This is a genomic window from Chryseobacterium sp. T20 (assembly GCF_047345655.1).
Lineage (GTDB): Bacteria > Bacteroidota > Bacteroidia > Flavobacteriales > Weeksellaceae > Chryseobacterium.
In genome coordinates this window covers 1187835-1206615 of record NZ_JBLFDU010000001.1, presented here as the reverse complement: position 1 = coordinate 1206615, position 18781 = coordinate 1187835, and the positions used below count along the sequence as shown (strand labels likewise).

The following is an 18781-nucleotide window of genomic DNA, read 5'->3' as shown; positions in this document are numbered from 1 at the left end:
ATCCGGTAGTTCAGCTGGTTAGAATGCCGCCCTGTCACGGCGGAGGTCGCGGGTTCGAGTCCCGTCCGGATCGCAGAAGTTTTCTCAATTTCTTTAAAAAAAATTGATCCGGTAGTTCAGCTGGTTAGAATGCCGCCCTGTCACGGCGGAGGTCGCGGGTTCGAGTCCCGTCCGGATCGCAACTACCAATTAAAGTAGTCGAAATACTGTAAAATGCAAATTTTACAGTATTTTTTTTTGGAGTATGCGTATGAATTTTAGGTTAAAATATCTTGGCACTAGCAATTTATATTTTGAATAAAAATTAACGTATGCTATTAAAAATATTAATAATAATTATTATCTTCGCTCGATAATAAAAACCACCAATTGTTGAAATAATGAAAAAGATACTTTAGGTTTATTTGTGTATGGGGAATGTTTTTAAAATCAGGGAGTTAAGGTATATACCCAGGTGGTCGGTTTTTCTTATTGATGTTTCAGTCATTTTTTTTTCAATTTTAGTTTCATATTTTCTTCTGAATAGTCTGGAGGTAAAACTCAACTTTATTAAGTATCAAAAGGAAAAAATATTTTCTGTGGTGCTTATTAATATTCTGTGTATAGTTCTGTTCAAAACTTATGCAGGAATTATCAGACATTCTACTTTTTTTGATTTTTTTAAAATTGTATGGTCTTCAGGCAGTGCTCTTATTGTCTTGTTGGGACTGAATTTTATGTCAGAACTGATATTGGGTAAACCAGTATTTTTATATCCTGTCCTTTTTTTATTTTTCTTTATCTCTATTTTTCTGATGTTCTTTTTCAGAATGGCAATCAAAGAGCTTTTCGGTGTCTTAATAGATTCTAAAGATACTCCATCCAAAGCTAGAATTGCTATTGTAGGGGTAGAGGATACTTCCGTGTCATTAGCAAAGGCTATTATTCACAATCCCGATCATCCCTATCAGCTGGCAGGATTTCTTAGTGCAAGATCGGATTCTAAAAAAGCAAGGTTGCTTGGCCATAAAATTTATAATAAAAAACAATTTCTTAAGAACGATAATCTGAAAGAACAATTTGATGCGGTTTTAATCAAAGATGTGATGACAAAGCGAGAGATAGAAGAATGGACTAGCTTTGCATTGGATAAAGGATTGAAAGTGTTAAAAGTGCCAGTAGCCAATATCATAAAAGAGGATGATAAGGTGAGAAGTATCCGCCCTCTTCAGATTGAAGATTTACTGAACCGTCCTACAATTAAAATAGAAAACAATGAGGTAAAATGTTTTCATGTTAATAAAAATATTCTGGTAACCGGAGGAGCCGGCTCTATAGGAAGTGAGATTGTAAGGCAGGTTGCTCAGTTAAATTCATCATTGATTGTTGTGGTAGATCAGGCTGAGTCTCCTTTATATGAGTTGCAGCTCGAATTATTAGAAAGGTTCCCAAACCAAAGGTTTAAATTTATACTGGCTGATATTTCAAACTATTCCCGAATGGAAAAACTGTTTGATGATTATCAGTTTTCAATAGTTTATCATGCAGCAGCCTACAAGCACGTACCATTAATAGAAGATAATCCGCATGAAGCTATTTTTGTCAACATTGGGGGAACTAAAAATGTAGCACTCTTATCGAAAAAATATAATGTAAATCGTTTTGTGATGGTGTCTACAGATAAAGCTGTAAATCCCACCAACGTAATGGGAGCTTCTAAAAGAGCAGCTGAACTTTTTGTACAGTCGCTACAAAATTCTTCGGAGAATACAACAAAATTTATAACAACGCGTTTTGGAAATGTATTAGGTTCCAATGGCTCAGTAATACCACATTTCAAAAAACAAATTGAAAAAGGAGGTCCGGTAACGATTACTCATCCCGATATCATTCGTTATTTTATGACGATTCCTGAAGCCTGCGAATTGGTACTTCAGGCAGGAACAATGGGGCAGGGAGGAGAGATTTATGTTTTTGATATGGGTAAACCGGTTAAAATTCTGGATTTAGCGGAAAGAATGATTAAATTATCAGGATATACTCCAGGCATCGATATTAAAATTGATTTTATTGGGTTAAGACCTGGGGAAAAACTGTATGAGGAACTTTTAACGGATAATTCTACGACTATTCCTACCCATCATGAGAAAATTATGATATCCAGAGATCCATTGATGAAGTTTGAAGATATAGATATTTTGTGCAAGCAAATCATTCTTTCAGCCATGAATAAAGATAGTTTGCAGATTGTGAGCATATTAAAAATAATTGTACCGGAATTTAAAAGCAATAATTCTGAATTTGAAATTCTTGACAAAATATCTGAACATAAAGCATATGAATGAAATTAAAGAATAAAATACATAAAAAACTAATATAAAATAATAATTTTGCTATTTTAATTCCAAACGGAATGAAAATTGCTAGAGAAAGAATTAATTTAAATATAAAGATTAAAATACCTCTCACCTACTTAATTTCCTTGTAAATATGGAATACTTATGTGGTTAATTTTCTTACGATTAGGTATCTTAAATTAAATTTAGTTCAGATAGATTTTAAATAATAACACAAGTAGACTTAGAATAAACAACATATGAATAAAAAGATTATTACATATATAACATTGCTATCGGTTATTTTGTTATCATGCAGACCGAAGCAGAATATGGTATATATGTCGAAACATAATATGGAAGAGGAGGTTGCGAAAGCAAAATTTCAGGGCTTGCATATTCAGGAAGGTGACGTGCTGTTAATCCTTGTTTCTGCATTAGATGAAATTGCTGTAAAACCCTTCAATCTTAATACTGCTAATAAAGTTGGAAGTGCAAGCAGTACTGGAGTTAATCAATATGTACAGCCAAGCGAATATCTCGTGAATGAGGAAGGATATATAAACTTCCCGGTATTGGGAAATGTTTTCGCAAAAGGAATGACACAGATACAGCTTAAACAGGACCTTGAAACCAGGCTCAGAAGATACCTGACAGACCCTTTGGTTACGATTACCCTGAAAAATTTTAATGTAAGCATCTTAGGGGAAGTAAAGAATCCTGGACAGAAAGAAAGTGTTTCCCAAAAGATCAACATTTTCCAGGCTCTTGGTCTTGCAGGTGATATGACAGATTTTGGAGACCGTACCAATGTAAAATTGATCCGTTCCGGAGATGATGGATCAGATCAGGTTGTCAACGTTGACCTTACAAGATCAGATATTGTAAATTCACCATACTATTATATGAGGCAGAACGACATATTGTATGTACAGCCGGACAAAAACAAACAGGTTCAGGCCAACTCTAATCCAAACAGAGCCCTTACATTCCAGATTATTGGTGCATTACTGACAGCTGGTACACTTATTATTGCTTTAACTCGAAAATAAAATATGCAGCAGATAGAATTTCAGGAAAGTGAAGAGTCTTTAGATCTTAGAAAGATCATTGGAAAGTATTTAAGCAAATGGCCTTGGTTTATAGCATCTGTATTATTATTTGTTATCGTAGCTTTTGTGTATCTTCGGTATGCTATACCTCAGTATCAGTCTACCACAACTCTAAAATTTGATAAAAAACAATCTGATCTAAGTGGTGCTTTGATTGATCTTGACAATCTTGGGCTTGGCTTGGGAAATGCAGATGAGCTTAAAAGTGAGGTTGCTGTAGTAAGTTCCAGACCTATTCTGATGAAGGTTGTAGAAAACCTTAATCTCAATGTACAGTATTATAATTCTGGGGAAATAAGGGATTCTGAATTATTCACAAAAATACCTATCGAAGCCAAAATTATATCTTATAGAACTGATATCAAGAAATTTGTTTCGTCCGAATATCTTGTAAAAGAAGTCAATGGAAATGATTTCGTTTTAGAGGATAAGGATAAGAAAACAGTAAAAGGCAGTTTCAATAAAAATCTGGCTCTTAATTTCGGAACTGTAGTTCTCCAAAAAGTTCCGGGACTTATCTTTAAAGATAAATATAAAATTGTGTTCTGGAATCCTCTGGAGAAGGTAAAATCTTTGGAAAAAAAGATTCAGGTTGATCTTCCGGATCAGAAAGCGATGCTTATGGACATAAGCATTATAGGAACTGTTCCTGAAAAATCAGAAGCTATTCTTAATGAAGTAACCAAACAGTATAATCTGGACGGGCTAAGAGATAAAAACTTGCAAGCTCAAAATACTCAGGAGTTTATTGATAAAAGATTAGAAGTTATCTCACGGGATCTTTCCGGAGTTGAAAATCAGAAAGAAGATTTCCAGAACCGTAACCGAATTGTCGACTTGCAGGCACAGGCGCAGTTGGCACTTCAAAATACGACCGACAATACAAAACAACTTCTTCTTCAGCAAACGCAGCTGGATCTCCTTAACTCTCTTCAATCTGAAGCTTCAAAGGGTTCCAATCAGCTTATGCCTTCTAATTTAGGATTAAACCCTTCTTTGGAACAGGCAATTTCACAATATAATAGTCTTGTTATCAGTAGAAACAAAACTTTGAAGCAGGCAACCAATGAGAATCCTGCGGTAATAGAAATGAATAAAGAAATTTCTTCATTGAAAGAAATTGTAAGAGATAATATAAGCCAGCAAAAGGCTACAATTCAGGCATCTATTGCGCAGATAAACAGTCAGATTTCTGCCAATACAGGAATGATTGAAAAAGTTCCCGGACAGTCGAAAGTTTACAGAGGTATAGAACGTCAGCAGAATCTTAAAGAACAGCTTTTCCTTTTCCTTTTACAGAAAAGAGAAGAAAATGCGATCAATCTTTCTGTTAATGTTCCTAAAGCTAAAATTGTAAATCCTGCTTATACGATTGATGGGCCTGTTTCTCCAAAGAAGATTATAATTCTTTTGGCTGCACTTATATTAGGGTTGCTTTTACCTGCAGGGATATTTTATCTTTTCTTTATGTGGGATGATAAAATCTACAACCGTACAGATATTTCAGAAAATTCATCGCTTGGTGTACTGGCAGATATTCCTGCTCTTAAAGATACTCAGCTTCACCTTGTACAGAAAAATGATTTTTCAGAATTGGCTGAAGCATTCAGAATATTGGTTTCCAATCTTAAATTTTTACTTCCTAAGAAAGACTCGGCGAAAGTTATATTGGTAACTTCTTCAGTGAAAGGAGAAGGAAAAACATTGGTTTCAGTGAATCTTGCTCTGACATTGGGAAGTAAAAACGGAAGATCATTACTAATCGGTTCGGATGTTAGAAATCCGCAGATACAGAGATATGATGACGAGCGTGTTAAGAATGCTGGTCTTACGGAATATTTATATGATGAGACAACAGACATAAAAGATCTTATCCATACTTCCGATACCAACCCTGAATGTGATGTAATTTATGCGGGATCTATCCCTCCGAATCCTCAGGAACTTCTTTCTAACGGTCGTTATCAGAAGCTTATCAGTGAGATGTCCTCCCGTTACGAATATATTGTGATCGATTCGGCTCCTCTGATGCTTGTTTCAGATACATTGAGTATTTCAGATACAGCCGATGCTTCTTTATATGTTGTAAGATCAGGAGTATCAAGAAGAATATTAATAGAATTTGCAAATAAGCTCGTAAAAGAATCAAAAATAAGAAACATGTCTTTCGTAATTAATGATGTTGCTAAAAATGTAGGAGGATATGGCTACGGTTACAACTATGGCTACGGTTATGGATATACAGCTGATAAGAAGAAAAACTGGTGGCAGAAGCTTTTTAATAAATAATCAATTTACCTTCAAAAATAAACCTTAAATAAAGTAAGAACATCACATATAATATGAATATACAGAACAAAATTGGGATAATCGGATTAGGGTATGTAGGATTACCTCTGGCCCGTTTATTTGCAACAAAATACGCGGTTGTTGGTTTTGATATTAATCAGGCCAGAATTGCAGAACTTAATAGCGGAAAAGATTCTACTTTGGAGGTGGAAGATGAAGTATAGCAGCCAGTTTTAGTAAAAGAGAATCCATTTTCAGGTTCATCAAAAGGATTACTTTGCTCAGCTGATCTAGAAGATATTAAAGATGCGAACATCTATATTGTAACTGTTCCTACACCGGTAGACAAACATAACCGTCCCGATCTAACACCTTTATATAAAGCATCTGAAACAGTGGGAAAGGTATTGAAAAAAGGAGATATTGTTATTTATGAATCTACTGTTTATCCTGGTGTTACAGAAGAAGAATGTATCCCTGTGCTGGAAAAAGTTTCAGGATTGAAATTTAACGAAGATTTTTTTGCAGGATATTCTCCTGAAAGAATCAATCCGGGAGATAAAGAACGTACCGTAGAGAAGATTTTAAAGGTAACTTCAGGTTCTACACCGGAAATTGGTAAAAAAGTAGATGAATTATATAAATCTGTAATTGCAGCGGGTACACATTTGGCACCGACTATCAAAGTAGCTGAAGCATCAAAAGTAATTGAAAATTCACAGCGTGATATTAATATTGCTTTTGTGAATGAGCTTGCAAAGATATTTAATCTCTTGAATATTGATACACACGCAGTTTTGGAAGCCGCAGGAACGAAATGGAATTTCCTGAAATTCAAGCCCGGATTGGTAGGAGGTCACTGCATTGGGGTAGATCCTTTTTATCTTGCCCAGAAAGCACAGGATGTAGGATATTATTCTGAGCTTATCCTTACGGCAAGAAGACTGAATGATTCTATGGGGCAGTTTGTAGCTTCCGAGGTCGTAAAAACGATGATTAAGAAAAGAATCAACATTCCGGATGCCAAAGTGCTGAATCTTGGGATCACCTTTAAGGAAAACTGCCCGGATGTAAGAAATACGAAAGCAGCAGATGTTATTAATGCACTGGAAGACTATTCTATCAATGTGACAACGTATGATCCGTGGGCGAACCCGGAAGAAGTAATGCATGAATATGGCATTAAATCTACAAATTCTGTGGAAGATGTCAAAGAGAAGTTTGATGCAGTTGTTCTCACTGTTTCTCATAATGAGTTCCTGAATATTGATCTTTCTCATTATCTGAAGGAAGGAGGAATTGTATATGATGTTAAAGGAATTTTAGAGAAATACGATAATCGTTTATAAAAAGAAATTAGAAAATGAAAATAGCAGTAGTAGGAACAGGATATGTAGGTTTGTCTAATGCCGTCTTATTGGCCCAGCATAATGAAGTTGTAGCTTTAGATATTGTTCAGGAAAGAGTAGAATTGCTTAATTCTAAAAAATCTCCAATTGAGGATGAAGAAATCAGTACATTTTTAAGTACGAAACAGCTTAATTTTAAAGCTACTTTAGATAGAAAGGAAGCTTATGATAAAGCTGAATATATTATTGTTGCCACACCCACAGATTATGATCCTACAACAAATTACTTCGATACAAGCAGTGTTGAAAATGTAATAAATGAAATTGCAGAATATAATTCTGAAGCTGTAATTATTATTAAATCTACGGTTCCGGTGGGTTATACTGTAGATTTAAAAAGCAGACTAAATATAAATAATGTGGTGTTTTCTCCTGAATTTTTAAGAGAAGGTAAAGCCCTTTATGATAATTTATATCCTTCCCGAATTATTGTGGGAGAACAGAGCGAGCGCGCTAAAATTTTTGCAGAATTACTGAAAGAAGGTGCCATAAAAAAGGATATTCCAGTATTATTTACAAATCCTACAGAAGCAGAGGCCATTAAATTGTTTTCAAATACCTACTTAGCATTGCGTGTGGCTTATTTCAACGAATTAGACAGCTATGCACAGATCCATGAACTGGATACCCGCCAGATTGTAGAAGGTGTTGGTCTGGATCCAAGAATTGGCTCACATTATAATAATCCGTCTTTTGGCTACGGAGGATATTGTCTGCCTAAAGATACCAAACAGCTTTTGGCAAATTATAATGCTGTTCCTAATAATATTATTCAGGCAATTGTAGATGCAAACAGAACACGTAAAGACTTTATAGCAGATTCTGTACTTGCTAAAAAACCCAAAAAAGTGGGCGTTTACCGTCTGATTATGAAAGCAGGCTCAGACAACTTCAGAGCATCTGCCATACAGGGTGTAATGAAAAGGATTAAAGCTAAAGGTGTGGAAGTTGAAGTGTTTGAACCGGCTCTTAAGGAAGAATATTTTTTCGGTTCCAAAGTGGTAAAAGATTTAGTGAAATTTAAGGAAGAGTGTGACGTAATTATATCTAACCGTAATACTACTGAACTATCGGATGTTCAAAGTAAAGTGTATACTAGAGATTTATTTGGAAATAACTAATGGGAAAAATATTAATAACAGGTTGCGCTGGATTTATTGGTTTTCATTTAAGTAAAGCACTTTTAAATCTTGGTTATGTCGTTGTAGGTGTGGATAATATCAATGATTATTATGATATAAACCTGAAATATGACCGTTTAAAAGAATTAGGTATACATAGATCAGAAGCCGAAAAGGAAAATAATTTAGTTGAATCCTTTACATTTTCAAAATTTAGTTTTATACGTTTGAATTTAGAGGATAGAGAAAATTTGCCAAATCTTTTTAAAATACAAAATTTTGACTATGTAATTAATTTGGCTGCCCAGGCAGGTGTTAGATACAGCTTAGAAAATCCGATGGCTTATGTTGACAGTAATTTGGTAGGGTTTGTAAATGTGTTAGAATGCTGTCGACACAACAAAATCAAACATTTAGTATATGCATCAAGTTCGTCTGTATATGGTGAAAATGATAAGATTCCGTTTTGTGAAAACGATCAAGTAGATCAGCCAGTAAGTTTGTATGCTGCAACTAAAAAAGCAAATGAATTAATGGCACATACTTATAGTCACTTATATAAACTTCCAACCTCTGGTTTGCGATTTTTTACAGTATATGGACCTTGGGGAAGACCAGATATGGCACCTATGCTATTTGCTGATGCGATGACCAATAATAGAGAAATAAAGGTTTTCAATAATGGAGAAATGAGTAGAGATTTTACCTATATCGATGATATTGTAGAGGGAATCATCGTTACTCTTAACCACCCTAATAAAGATAATTTTTATCAATTATTCAATATTGGAAATGGATCTCCTGTATCATTATTATATTTTATTGAGTGCATGGAAAATTCTCTAGGATTAAAAGCAAGTAAAAAAATGATGCCAATGCAGGCGGGAGACGTTGTAAGAACTTGGGCAGACACTACTAAGTTGAATGAATTAGGATATAAGTGTATTGTACCCATAGAAACAGGCGTTTCAAAATTTGTTGAATGGTTTAGTGATTATACAAATGAATAAGGTAATCAGCATAATTAAAAACAACGAAAGATTGGTAAAGAATTTTTCTTATTTATCAATTATAAAAATTGTAACATTGTTTTTACCGCTTTTTACTTATCCTTATTTATTGAAAACCTTAGGTCAAAGTAATTATGGATTATTAATATATTCTCAGGCGGTTGTTGGATATTTTGTTATTTTCGTAAACTTTGGATTCAGTATTACGACAACTAGAGAAATATCCCAAAATAGAGATAACTTATTAAGAATATCAGAAATAATATCAGCTACTTACTTCGCTAAAGTTTTATTTTTTGTTATTTCGCTTTTAATTTTGTATTTGTTGAGCATATATATAAATGATATTCATCAACACTTTTCTTTATTTTTATATACTTTATTATGGCTAGGATTATTTGAAGTTTTTTTCCCAATATATTATTTTCAGGGAGTTGAAAAAATGAAATATATAACGATGATTACTCTTGCCAGCAGGGTGATTTTCTTTATTTGTATTTTTATTTTTATCAAATCAAAAAATGACTATATACTTTTTCCTATAATAAATTTAGCTGGTTCACTCGTTGGGATTATCTGTTCACTTTATATTCTTTATAAAGACGGAATTAGATTAATAAAGCCCTCGTTTAGAGAGACTATTTATCATATAAAAAGTTCCTATATAATGGGATTGGCACTTGGCTCTAATTCTTTGAAATCAAATTTAAATCTTATTTTAATTAAGAATGTTCTTAGCTTTAATGAGGTTGCTGTGTTTGATTTAATTTCAAAGTTGTTAAATATAGCAAATACTGTTATAGATTTAATTAGCCAAACGGTTTTTCCAAAGCTAGCGAAGGAAAAAAATAAAAAATTCTTTTTAAAGCTTTTGAAATTCGTTACAGTAATATCTATAGCAATGACTATTTTATATATAGCTTTTGGAAATATAGCAATTGATCTTCTTTCAAATAATCAAATAAAAAATGCATATCCTGTTTTGATTTTAATGAGTGTGATGGTTCCAATATATTCCATTGGAACAATGTTGGGAAGAAATTGTTTGAACGTCTATGGATATGATAGACATGTCCTTTATAGTATGATTATATCAAGCTTCATATATATTCTAGTTTACTTATTACTTAAAACTATTCTAAAAATAGACTTTAATATATATGTATTTGTTGGTGTTTATTTATTATCGTTTTTTGTTGATACTTTCTATAGATATATTATCTGTAAAAAAGAAAAACTAATTTAATATGAAGAAGTTATATAGAAATTTAATAAAGCTATATCAATATGTGTATAATTTATTTTACAGTATATTTTGCCTTAATAATGTAAGAATTTTTATTAATAATCACATTACAGTAGGTCTTAAGTATATAAAAAAACAAAAAACAAACTTTCCTCACCCAATAGGAATTGTTATAGGACAGAAAGTTGTTTTAGGAAATAATTGTACAATATATCAAAATGTTACCATTGGATCTAAAGATACGGCAAACTATAAGACTAGTAAATATCCAACCTTAGGTGATAATGTAACGGTATATCCTAACAGTATAATAATTGGTAATGTAACAATTGGAAACAATGCCATCATCGGTGCGGGTTCGTTAGTTCTTACTGATGTAGAAGAGAACGCTATAGTAGCAGGAGTACCTGCAAAAAAGATTGAAAAAAAATAGTATGGTTAATGCAAGTGTAATAATGTCTGTTTATAATGAAAAGATTGATTGGGTTAAGGAATCAATCGAATCCATTATTCATCAGACTTTTAAAGACTTTGAGTTTTTAATAGTTTTAGATAAACCAGATAATATTGAATTAAAAGAATATATACATTCAATTTGTGAAAGTGATAACAGAGTTATTTTCATTATTAATGAATCTAATATAGGTTTAACCAAGTCACTAAATAAAGCCATCAGCATGTCTACGGGGCAATATATTATCAGAATGGATGCTGATGATATTTCTTTTAAAGATAGGTTTGAAAAGCAAATAGCCTTTATGAACTCAAATAAAGACATTTTAGCTTCAGGTGGTAGCATAGAAAAATTTGGTAATACAAGTGAACTCCTAAAAATAGAGACGGATTCGATAAAAATTTTAGAAAAATTTGTTATACCCAGTCCACTTTATCCTCCATTACCACATCCTACTGCTATCATTAGGAGAGAGGTTTTTTTTGAAATGGGAGTTCGTTATAATGAGGATTTTTTAGTGACTCAAGATTATGAGTTGTGGAATACTATTATTAAGATTGGAAAGATCGGTAATCTTGAAGATATATTATTAAAATATAGAATAACAAATAATCAAATCACTAGTAATAAAAAACAATTACAGAGAACTAATAAAAGTAAAATAATAAGAGATCATATCGAGTTTTTTATTAGTAAAAATACTAAAAGAAGTTATAAAATTCCTTCTACAATAACAATTACCGAAATCAAACAACTAAAAGTTTTTCAAGATAGAAGTGAATTATTATTTAGAAATCAACTTACAAATTTTATTATTTGTTTTTATTTATCATTAGATAATTATAGTTTTTCTAGTCTGTTTTATTTCATAACACACGATTTTTTTAATAATAGAATACCTAATTCTCTTAAGAAAACTATAATCTTAAATCATATTAGAAAAAATCCAAAAATTATTCAGTAAAATAAATGAAATATAAAATATTCTTATATGTATTATTATTTTGCTATATATATCCTATATATATGAAATTTTTTCCTATCCCAACAGATAGAATTATTCAAATATTGGGGTTAGGATTTATTTTCATGGATATTCCATACAGAAAATTAGTCTTTAGTATTAAAAATCTCAGCTCATTTTATTTTGCTTCCTTATTAATTTTAGTTGTAATATTAATTGTTCAGAACTGGAACTATAGTTCACTTGATCTTTACTATTTTAAAGATCATTTTGATATCTTTTTGTATTTTTTTCCAGCTTATCTTATCATTTATATTTTATATAAAATTAATAAGAATAAAATTGTTAATAATTTATTAGATTCAATTGTTATTATTGCAGCGTTACAGGCTATTATTTCTTTGGTTTTCTTTTTCGTACCATCTATATTTGATGCCTATACTTCTTTATTATCTCAAAATGCGAGTCAAGGTTTAACAAGTAGGTTAGGACAGGTTGAAAAAAGATTAATAGGTGTTGGAAGTGCTTTTTTTACTGGTGTAATAAAATATGCTGTTGCTTTTTTTATAGCTATTATTCTTCCCTATTTAAAAACTGATTTATATAAAAGAAAAACAATTTATATAATAGCCTTTGTGTTAATCACAATTGCTGGATTGATGACAGGAAGAACATTTTTTGTTGCCATTTGCTTAGGATTAGTTTTATATCTTTTGATTGATCCTCGAAATACGCTTAGACTTATATATAAGGTTATCCCATCAATTTTTATATTAACAATGTTAATATATTCAATAATGATTTCAATAGGAAATCAAGAGCGTATTGACAGAGTTTTTAATTTTGTTTTTGAATTATTTATTAATTATCAAAAGAGTGGAGAACTTACAAGTTCTTCAACTGAAGGGTCTATAAGTATGTATAAATTTCCAAAGACATTAAAAACATGGATCATTGGAGATGGAAGGATGCAAAATCCAAATGGTTCATATTATATGGGATCAGATATAGGGTATGTTCGAATGATTTTCTATTTTGGGATAATCTTCACTGTACTCTATATGATGTATCAGGCATACTTATGTTATTTATTGTCAAAAAAAAGCCCTTCGTGGATCTTCAAAGCATTTTGTTTAATCGTATTATCCTGGATTATTGTTTTAAATTTTAAAGGGTTAGCAAATTTGAACATGTATTTGTTGTTGCTTTTTATTGGGCTAGGTGTTAATAATGTGGTTGCTAAACAAAGTAGCATGATCAAAAATAAAAATATAACATGATAATTGATTTTTTAGATAGGGTTTATTCTTCATTAAGATCTAAAGAAAATAAGATCGAATCATTATTCCGGTTTATTATTAGAAAACTAAGCAATCTGATATTACCACTATATCTTAATTTTACAAAAAAAGATTCAAGGTTGCATTTAAGTGATAAGGAAAATATTATCGTATCATTGACAACATTTCCAGGAAGGATATCCAAATTATGGATGGTTGTAGAATGTATGCTACGACAAAGTCTGCTGCCAAACAAAATTGTATTGTATCTGGCAAAAGATCAATTTCCGAATGAATTGAAAGATATACCGGATAATCTTATTGGTTACTATAAAAAGAAACAATTGGAAATAAGATTTGTAGATGAAGATTTAAGGTCTCATAAAAAATATTACTATGCGTTTAAGGAATATCAAAACGACGTTATCATAACCATAGATGATGACATTTTTTATCCATCGAATATCATTAAAGATTTAATGGATTTACATGAAAAATTTCCTGATACAATTTGTTGCCATAGAGCGCATAAGATTGTTAGAAATAAGGATAATACAATAAGCAAATATTCCAAATGGAAAAAAGTTTTTGGAAATTTTGGACCGGCATTTGATCTATTTCACACAAGTGGGGGAGGAACTTTGTATAAGACTAATTTTTTTAGTGAAGAAGTTTTAAACAAAGATGCTTTTGTCAGCTTATGTTTTATGGCAGACGATGTCTGGCTGAATATGATGGCTCAGTTGAATAAGACAAAGACCGTGAAATCCAATTATTTTTCAAACTTAATTCCCATTGAAAATAAAAATTCCCTCTTTAAGCTAAGCCAGGAAAACGTGGCAGATGGAGGTAATGATAAGCAGTTACAGAATCTGATTCAAAATTATAATATTAATAATTATGAAATATTTAAGTGATTTTATAAAGCTTAGCGCGTTATTATTATTTAGCTTTTCTTTTGCTCAGCAAAACAGAGTAAGCAGGTATAATGCAGATATGCAGGCATCCAAAAGTTTTGGTCTGCGGAAAATGGAATTGTCATCGGTGAGTAAAAATACTTACGATTTCATGGCATTGGGATATTTTATCAATGCAAATAACAATATGTATCTTAAAACAAAAGATAAAAAATATATTGATACTAATATTTCTGTCATTAAACCAATTCTGATTGATACCAATTCGAATGCCTCATACCAGAAAAATGGTTGGGTGATGAATGCAGGAAAAGGCAATCAGAATGCAAAAGCGAACGGACAGGAACATTTAATTTCAGAGGGATATTTTTTCAGATACATTGGTGAGTTTTTGGATATTTTAGCCAAGAATAAGCTGTATACAAATTACCAGCCGGCGATAGAAAATGGTTTAAAATACTCGTTTGATAAATGGAAAGACAGAAGCTTCAGCCAATATGGAGATTATTCATTATTGTTTCATCAGAGGCTTCATACAGGAGCAAACTGGGCCATTGTTGCACTCTATCTGATGAAGTATGATGAATCCAATAAAAATTCATATGGCTTATTTGTAAATCAGTTTGATCAGCAGCTGAAAAAAGCGTTGGTTTTAAACAAGAGCGCAGGTAGCGTTTTGTATTACACGTGGAACAGTACGTATCCTGATACTTTTTGTAAGGCATTACAGAAAATTAAGAATTATAAACCGGTCGTACAGGATGTATCACATGGAAATCATGTCGTATTATATTTAATAAAGGCAAAAGAATTGGGAAATGCCAATTGGGCTAACTTTAATTTCAATTACCTCTGTAATACCTTGAAACTTAAAATTCTGAAAGGAGACAGTATTGCCGATAATGTAGATGGTACTACAGATCCAAGTGTTCAGAATACAGGTTGGAAAATATCGGATGGCTGGATGAAACTTATCTATTTTGATGCAAGTTTATATCCCCTGTTCGAAAAAAACCTTGCAAATTATAGTAATAAAATTAGCAACTCTTCTTTAGAGCTGCAGTTTAATTCAATTTATCCATAATGATACTTCACATTACAAACGATTACTCAGGATCTACAGTTTATAAAAATTTAGTGAGGGAACTGGATAATAACGGGGTAGAGCAGATTGTATATAATCCATTTAGAGAATCTTCCAGAATAGGGAAAAATAAAATAGATTTTAAAAGTACCCGCTCTCAGATTATCTACAGCCATATTTTATCAAAATATGCAGATCGGGTTTTGTATAAGAAAAAAATTAAAAAAATAGTACAAGACATTGAAGCAAAAATAGACCTCAAGACCGTCAAATTTATTCATGCTCATACATGGTACAGCGATGGTGGAGTGGCCTATGAGCTTCATAAAAAATATAATATTCCATACATATTAGCAGTACGCAATACGGATCTTAATGTGTTTTTGAAGTATTTTCTGCACGAAAGAGGCTACGGACAAAAAATACTTCAGAATGCAAATAAGATCATAACCATTTCTGCAGTCTATAAAAAAAGAATGCTTGAAGATCCACGCCTGTCTCATATCATGAGCGATGTACAGCAAAAACTAATGGTGATTCCAAATGGTGTAGACCCTTTCTGGATAGAATCAAAGGTTGTGAACAGGAAAATTGTTGAGAATGAAAAAAGCATTCAGATGCTTTATATAGGGAAATTCAATAAGGGCAAAAATGTCTTTAACCTTATTAGCGCTGTTAAGAATCATAATCACAAAATTCAGAATAAAATAAAATTAACACTGATTGGAGGAGGAGGAAATGACGAGAAAAGAATCTTGGATTCTATTAAAAATGATCATTCCTTTGAGTTTGTAGGAAAAGTAGACAGTCTGCCTGTTCTAAAATCCTATTACGAACGAAGCGACTTCTTTACAATGCCTTCCAAAGCAGAAACCTTTGGCTTGGTCTATATAGAAGCGCTTCTGCAAGGCTTACCGGTGATGTACACGCAAAATGAAGGGATCGACGGTTTTTATGATGATTCTATTGGAGAAAAAGTGGAAGACACTTCTGTTTCTGCGATTGAACGAGGACTTGAACGTTTAATCCAAAAACGAGATCATTATAGTTTTGATATTGAACAATTGTTAGAAAATCATGACTGGAAGAGAATAGCTGAAGTTTATCAACAATTATATACAGAAAAAAAATAATGAATATATTATACATCCACCAATATTTCGTAACTCCCCAGGAACCCGGAGGAACAAGATCGTACTGGCTAGCACAAGAACTTATTAAAAATGGGCATAAAGTTACCATGCTCACCTCATCATCCAAATTTTCAGAGGATATTAAAATTGTAGAAATTGATGGTATTGAAGTCGTTTATATAAAAGAAGACTACGACCAGAATATGAGTGTTTCCAGAAGGTTAAAGGCTTTCTTGAAATTTATGTACAAATCGTCTGTGCTAGGATTGAAACAGAAAGATATCGATTTGGTGATTGCTACATCTACTCCTCTTACAATAGGTATTCCGGCACTTATATTAAAGTGGTTTAAAAAGAAACCTTTTGTTTTTGAAGTAAGAGACCTCTGGCCGGAGGTGCCAATACAGATGGGAGCCATAAAAAACAGTTGGACAATAAAAACGACTCGTCTGCTGGAAAAAGTGATTTATAAAAATGCTTCCCGTGTTATTGCTCTTTCTCCCGGTATGCAGGCTGGAGTTGTAAAGTATATTCCAAAAGAAAAAACATCAATGATTCCTAATATGGCTAAAATGGATGAATTCTGGCCTAGGGGGAAAAATGATCAATTGATGGAAAAGCTCGGCTTAAAAAAAGATTCTTTCAAACTAGTTCATTTTGGTTCTCTGGGATTGGCAAATGGTGCTCAGACAATTGTTGAATCTGCCAAATTATTAAACAATAGAGAAGATATAGAATTTTTGTTTGTAGGAGGAGGTTCTACCGAAAAAGATTTGGTAGAAGAAGTAGAAAAAAACAATCTTAAAAACGTGAAATTTCTTGGAAAGTTTCCTATGACTGACGTATCTGAGATTGTCAATTTTTCGGATGTTTCGATGATTTCCTTTTTGGATATTCCGATTTTGTATACCAACTCTCCAAACAAGCTTTTCGATTCGTTGTCTGCCGGAAAACCAATTATTGTAAACTCTGCCGGATGGACCAAAGATATAGCCGAAAAATACCATTGCGGATATTATGTAAACCCAAACCGTCCGGAAGAACTTGTACAAAAAGTACTCTATCTGAAAGACAATCCTGAATTGGTAAAGGAAATGGGACAGAATGCAAGGGAATTAGCTGAAACAGTTTATGACAAATCCATTTTGTGTAAAAAATTTGTTGAAGTTATCGAGCAAACAGAATAAATGATCAAGAGAAAGAACCTGTTGTATTTACAAATGATAGATAGCGGGTCATCTTAGAATTTAAAGTAACAAGAATGTTGATTTTGTGTGTGTTTTTATAATCGACTTTCTTAAATTTTCTAAGTAAAATAGGGCAGAAGAGTATTAAGTGCAGCGCTATATTAAATTTTTTATATTTGAAAATCTGTATCTTAACAATAGCTTTGAAAGAAAAGAAATACGTTTCTTTGGAAAAGTTAAAAAAAGCTATATATTTGCACCAGTTAAAAAGCAAATGCTACCTTAAAAAATTGATCCGGTAGTTCAGCTGGTTAGAATGCCGCCCTGTCACGGCGGAGGTCGCGGGTTCGAGTCCCGTCCGGATCGCAAAAAGTCTTCTAGAAATAGAAGACTTTTTTATTTTCCCTTATTGATAAACAGATTGGAAATAATAGCCGATTATTATCAGAAGTAACTTACTGACAGGTTTTTCAGGGATTTTCCGGTTTTGTATATTGAATGGTTATTGTTACTTTAGCGAATAAGCATAAGTTGAATGTCAAAAGGAAAATTTATTTTATTCTCAATACTTAAAACGTGGCTAATCTCCACACTGCTTTCTTTTGTGCTTTTAATCTTGTTTTTAAGTCTTACGAAAGAAGTAGGAGACAGGCCGAGGAATTGTGATATGAGTGGGTTAGTGTATGGGTTTACCATTTTCTGGATATTATTTCTGAGCATATTATCTTTAAGCAGCTTCCTTTCTCTCTTACAAAAATTTCATAGTAAAATACAAACGGCTTTATGTTGGTTTCTGCTGCCTCTTACAGCTTCTGTTTTTTCCTTTTTCACGATCACTGATGGAAAGATTGACGGTGAAGAAACGATCGTTTTTCTGATTATGAATCTGCCGTGGCTGGCTTTTTGGATATTGTATTATTACAGATTCAATATTCGTTTCAACATAACCAACCACTGATCGTATATTCATGAAAAAACAATTTCAAAACTGGACCCTCTTTTTTATTACAGGTATCATAGCTATGATTGCCGGATTGATTGCAGCCATCGTTATGATGAATGGGCCATCCGCACCTGATGCTCTATTTGGAATGTATATCCTGTTTAGTTTAGTTCCTTTATTGCTGGTGATGATTATAGATCGTATTCTCGTATGGAAATTCGGGAATAAAAATGTCAATAAAGTTCAGTTTGCAATCCTGTTGTTTATAGTTTTTTTATGGATTGTAAGATTTGTGTTGAACCTTTTTATCTAAACTG

At 32.4% G+C, this 18781-nt stretch carries 15 protein-coding genes, 2 tRNA genes and 1 pseudogene; 17 read left to right on the top strand and 1 reads right to left on the bottom strand.

Features of this window, described 5'->3' with window-relative positions; all coding sequences use genetic code 11:
- Positions 1 to 105: 105 nt before the first annotated feature.
- The 16 genes and pseudogenes from ACMA47_RS05325 to ACMA47_RS05250 all read left to right on the top strand — a co-directional run bounded on the left by ACMA47_RS05325 (position 106) and on the right by ACMA47_RS05250 (position 17887).
- A tRNA-Asp gene (locus ACMA47_RS05325) sits at positions 106 to 179 on the top strand.
- A gap of 231 nt (positions 180 to 410) precedes the next feature.
- Positions 411 to 2324: a polysaccharide biosynthesis protein gene (locus ACMA47_RS05320; RefSeq protein WP_413928966.1), complete on the top strand. Its 1914-nt coding sequence runs from the start codon at positions 411 to 413 to the stop codon at positions 2322 to 2324.
- Between the two features lie 332 nt (positions 2325 to 2656).
- On the top strand, positions 2657 to 3367 hold the full coding sequence (locus ACMA47_RS05315; protein WP_413928965.1) for a polysaccharide biosynthesis/export family protein: 711 nt from the start codon (positions 2657 to 2659) through the stop codon (positions 3365 to 3367).
- Between the two features lie 3 nt (positions 3368 to 3370).
- On the top strand, positions 3371 to 5716 hold the full coding sequence (locus ACMA47_RS05310) for a GumC family protein (RefSeq protein WP_413928964.1): 2346 nt from the start codon (positions 3371 to 3373) through the stop codon (positions 5714 to 5716).
- A 53-nt stretch (positions 5717 to 5769) separates the two neighbouring features.
- Positions 5770 to 7065 (top strand): annotated as a pseudogene (locus ACMA47_RS05305) (nucleotide sugar dehydrogenase).
- Between the two features lie 14 nt (positions 7066 to 7079).
- A complete protein-coding gene (locus tag ACMA47_RS05300; protein ID WP_413928963.1) occupies positions 7080 to 8246 on the top strand; it encodes a nucleotide sugar dehydrogenase in 1167 nt (388 codons plus the stop codon).
- Positions 8246 to 9256 (top strand): NAD-dependent epimerase, encoded by a 1011-nt coding sequence (locus ACMA47_RS05295; protein ID WP_413928962.1) that lies wholly within the window; start codon positions 8246 to 8248, stop codon positions 9254 to 9256. Before ACMA47_RS05300 ends, ACMA47_RS05295 begins: the two co-directional genes overlap by 1 nt.
- Entirely contained in the window at positions 9249 to 10502 is a 1254-nt protein-coding gene (locus tag ACMA47_RS05290; RefSeq protein WP_413928961.1) for an oligosaccharide flippase family protein, read from the top strand. Before ACMA47_RS05295 ends, ACMA47_RS05290 begins: the two co-directional genes overlap by 8 nt.
- A gap of 1 nt (position 10503) precedes the next feature.
- The gene (locus tag ACMA47_RS05285) at positions 10504 to 10935 is read left to right on the top strand and encodes a serine O-acetyltransferase (protein ID WP_413928960.1); all 432 of its coding nucleotides are present in this window, start codon (positions 10504 to 10506) and stop codon (positions 10933 to 10935) included.
- Positions 10922 to 11920 carry a glycosyltransferase gene (locus tag ACMA47_RS05280; protein ID WP_413928959.1) on the top strand — a complete coding sequence of 333 codons (999 nt, stop codon included), beginning with the start codon at positions 10922 to 10924 and terminating at the stop codon, positions 11918 to 11920. Before ACMA47_RS05285 ends, ACMA47_RS05280 begins: the two co-directional genes overlap by 14 nt.
- Before the next feature lie 62 nt (positions 11921 to 11982).
- Positions 11983 to 13200: a hypothetical protein gene (locus ACMA47_RS05275; protein ID WP_413928958.1), complete on the top strand. Its 1218-nt coding sequence runs from the start codon at positions 11983 to 11985 to the stop codon at positions 13198 to 13200.
- The gene (locus tag ACMA47_RS05270) at positions 13197 to 14117 is read left to right on the top strand and encodes a glycosyltransferase (RefSeq protein ID WP_413928957.1); all 921 of its coding nucleotides are present in this window, start codon (positions 13197 to 13199) and stop codon (positions 14115 to 14117) included. The genes ACMA47_RS05275 and ACMA47_RS05270 overlap by 4 nt, the downstream gene beginning before the upstream one ends.
- Positions 14101 to 15201, top strand: a complete 1101-nt coding sequence (locus tag ACMA47_RS05265) for a hypothetical protein (protein ID WP_413928956.1) — start codon at positions 14101 to 14103, stop codon at positions 15199 to 15201. Before ACMA47_RS05270 ends, ACMA47_RS05265 begins: the two co-directional genes overlap by 17 nt.
- Positions 15201 to 16334 carry a glycosyltransferase gene (locus ACMA47_RS05260; protein ID WP_413928955.1) on the top strand — a complete coding sequence of 378 codons (1134 nt, stop codon included), beginning with the start codon at positions 15201 to 15203 and terminating at the stop codon, positions 16332 to 16334. Before ACMA47_RS05265 ends, ACMA47_RS05260 begins: the two co-directional genes overlap by 1 nt.
- Positions 16334 to 17521, top strand: coding sequence for a glycosyltransferase family 4 protein (locus tag ACMA47_RS05255; RefSeq protein ID WP_413928954.1), 1188 nt, complete (start codon positions 16334 to 16336; stop codon positions 17519 to 17521). Before ACMA47_RS05260 ends, ACMA47_RS05255 begins: the two co-directional genes overlap by 1 nt.
- Before the next feature lie 292 nt (positions 17522 to 17813).
- Positions 17814 to 17887 (top strand) — tRNA-Asp (locus tag ACMA47_RS05250).
- 415 nt (positions 17888 to 18302) lie between these two features.
- Here the strand turns inward: ACMA47_RS05250 and ACMA47_RS05245 are convergent.
- Complete coding sequence (locus ACMA47_RS05245; RefSeq protein WP_413928953.1) at positions 18303 to 18491, bottom strand: hypothetical protein; 189 nt, start codon at positions 18489 to 18491, stop codon at positions 18303 to 18305.
- On the opposite strand from ACMA47_RS05245, the gene ACMA47_RS05240 reads away from it, so the two are divergent.
- Positions 18490 to 18777 carry a hypothetical protein gene (locus tag ACMA47_RS05240; RefSeq protein WP_413928952.1) on the top strand — a complete coding sequence of 96 codons (288 nt, stop codon included), beginning with the start codon at positions 18490 to 18492 and terminating at the stop codon, positions 18775 to 18777. The genes ACMA47_RS05245 and ACMA47_RS05240 overlap by 2 nt on opposite strands.
- Positions 18778 to 18781 lie beyond the last annotated feature (4 nt).

Excerpts from the sequence above, each read along its gene's own strand:
- ACMA47_RS05260 (WP_413928955.1), top strand. The coding sequence starts at position 15,201 with ATGATACTTCACATTACAAACGATTACTCAGGATCTACAGTTTATAAA.
- ACMA47_RS05300 (WP_413928963.1), top strand. The coding sequence starts at position 7,080 with ATGAAAATAGCAGTAGTAGGAACAGGATATGTAGGTTTGTCTAATGCC.
- ACMA47_RS05245 (WP_413928953.1), bottom strand. The coding sequence starts at position 18,491 with ATGAATATACGATCAGTGGTTGGTTATGTTGAAACGAATATTGAATCT.
- ACMA47_RS05270 (WP_413928957.1), top strand. The coding sequence starts at position 13,197 with ATGATAATTGATTTTTTAGATAGGGTTTATTCTTCATTAAGATCTAAA.
- ACMA47_RS05320 (WP_413928966.1), top strand. The coding sequence starts at position 411 with ATGGGGAATGTTTTTAAAATCAGGGAGTTAAGGTATATACCCAGGTGG.
- ACMA47_RS05295 (WP_413928962.1), top strand. The coding sequence starts at position 8,246 with ATGGGAAAAATATTAATAACAGGTTGCGCTGGATTTATTGGTTTTCAT.
- ACMA47_RS05290 (WP_413928961.1), top strand. The coding sequence starts at position 9,249 with ATGAATAAGGTAATCAGCATAATTAAAAACAACGAAAGATTGGTAAAG.
- ACMA47_RS05315 (WP_413928965.1), top strand. The coding sequence starts at position 2,657 with ATGTCGAAACATAATATGGAAGAGGAGGTTGCGAAAGCAAAATTTCAG.
- ACMA47_RS05285 (WP_413928960.1), top strand. The coding sequence starts at position 10,504 with ATGAAGAAGTTATATAGAAATTTAATAAAGCTATATCAATATGTGTAT.
- ACMA47_RS05275 (WP_413928958.1), top strand. The coding sequence starts at position 11,983 with ATGAAATTTTTTCCTATCCCAACAGATAGAATTATTCAAATATTGGGG.
- ACMA47_RS05265 (WP_413928956.1), top strand. The coding sequence starts at position 14,101 with ATGAAATATTTAAGTGATTTTATAAAGCTTAGCGCGTTATTATTATTT.
- ACMA47_RS05255 (WP_413928954.1), top strand. The coding sequence starts at position 16,334 with ATGAATATATTATACATCCACCAATATTTCGTAACTCCCCAGGAACCC.
- ACMA47_RS05310 (WP_413928964.1), top strand. The coding sequence starts at position 3,371 with ATGCAGCAGATAGAATTTCAGGAAAGTGAAGAGTCTTTAGATCTTAGA.
- ACMA47_RS05240 (WP_413928952.1), top strand. The coding sequence starts at position 18,490 with ATGAAAAAACAATTTCAAAACTGGACCCTCTTTTTTATTACAGGTATC.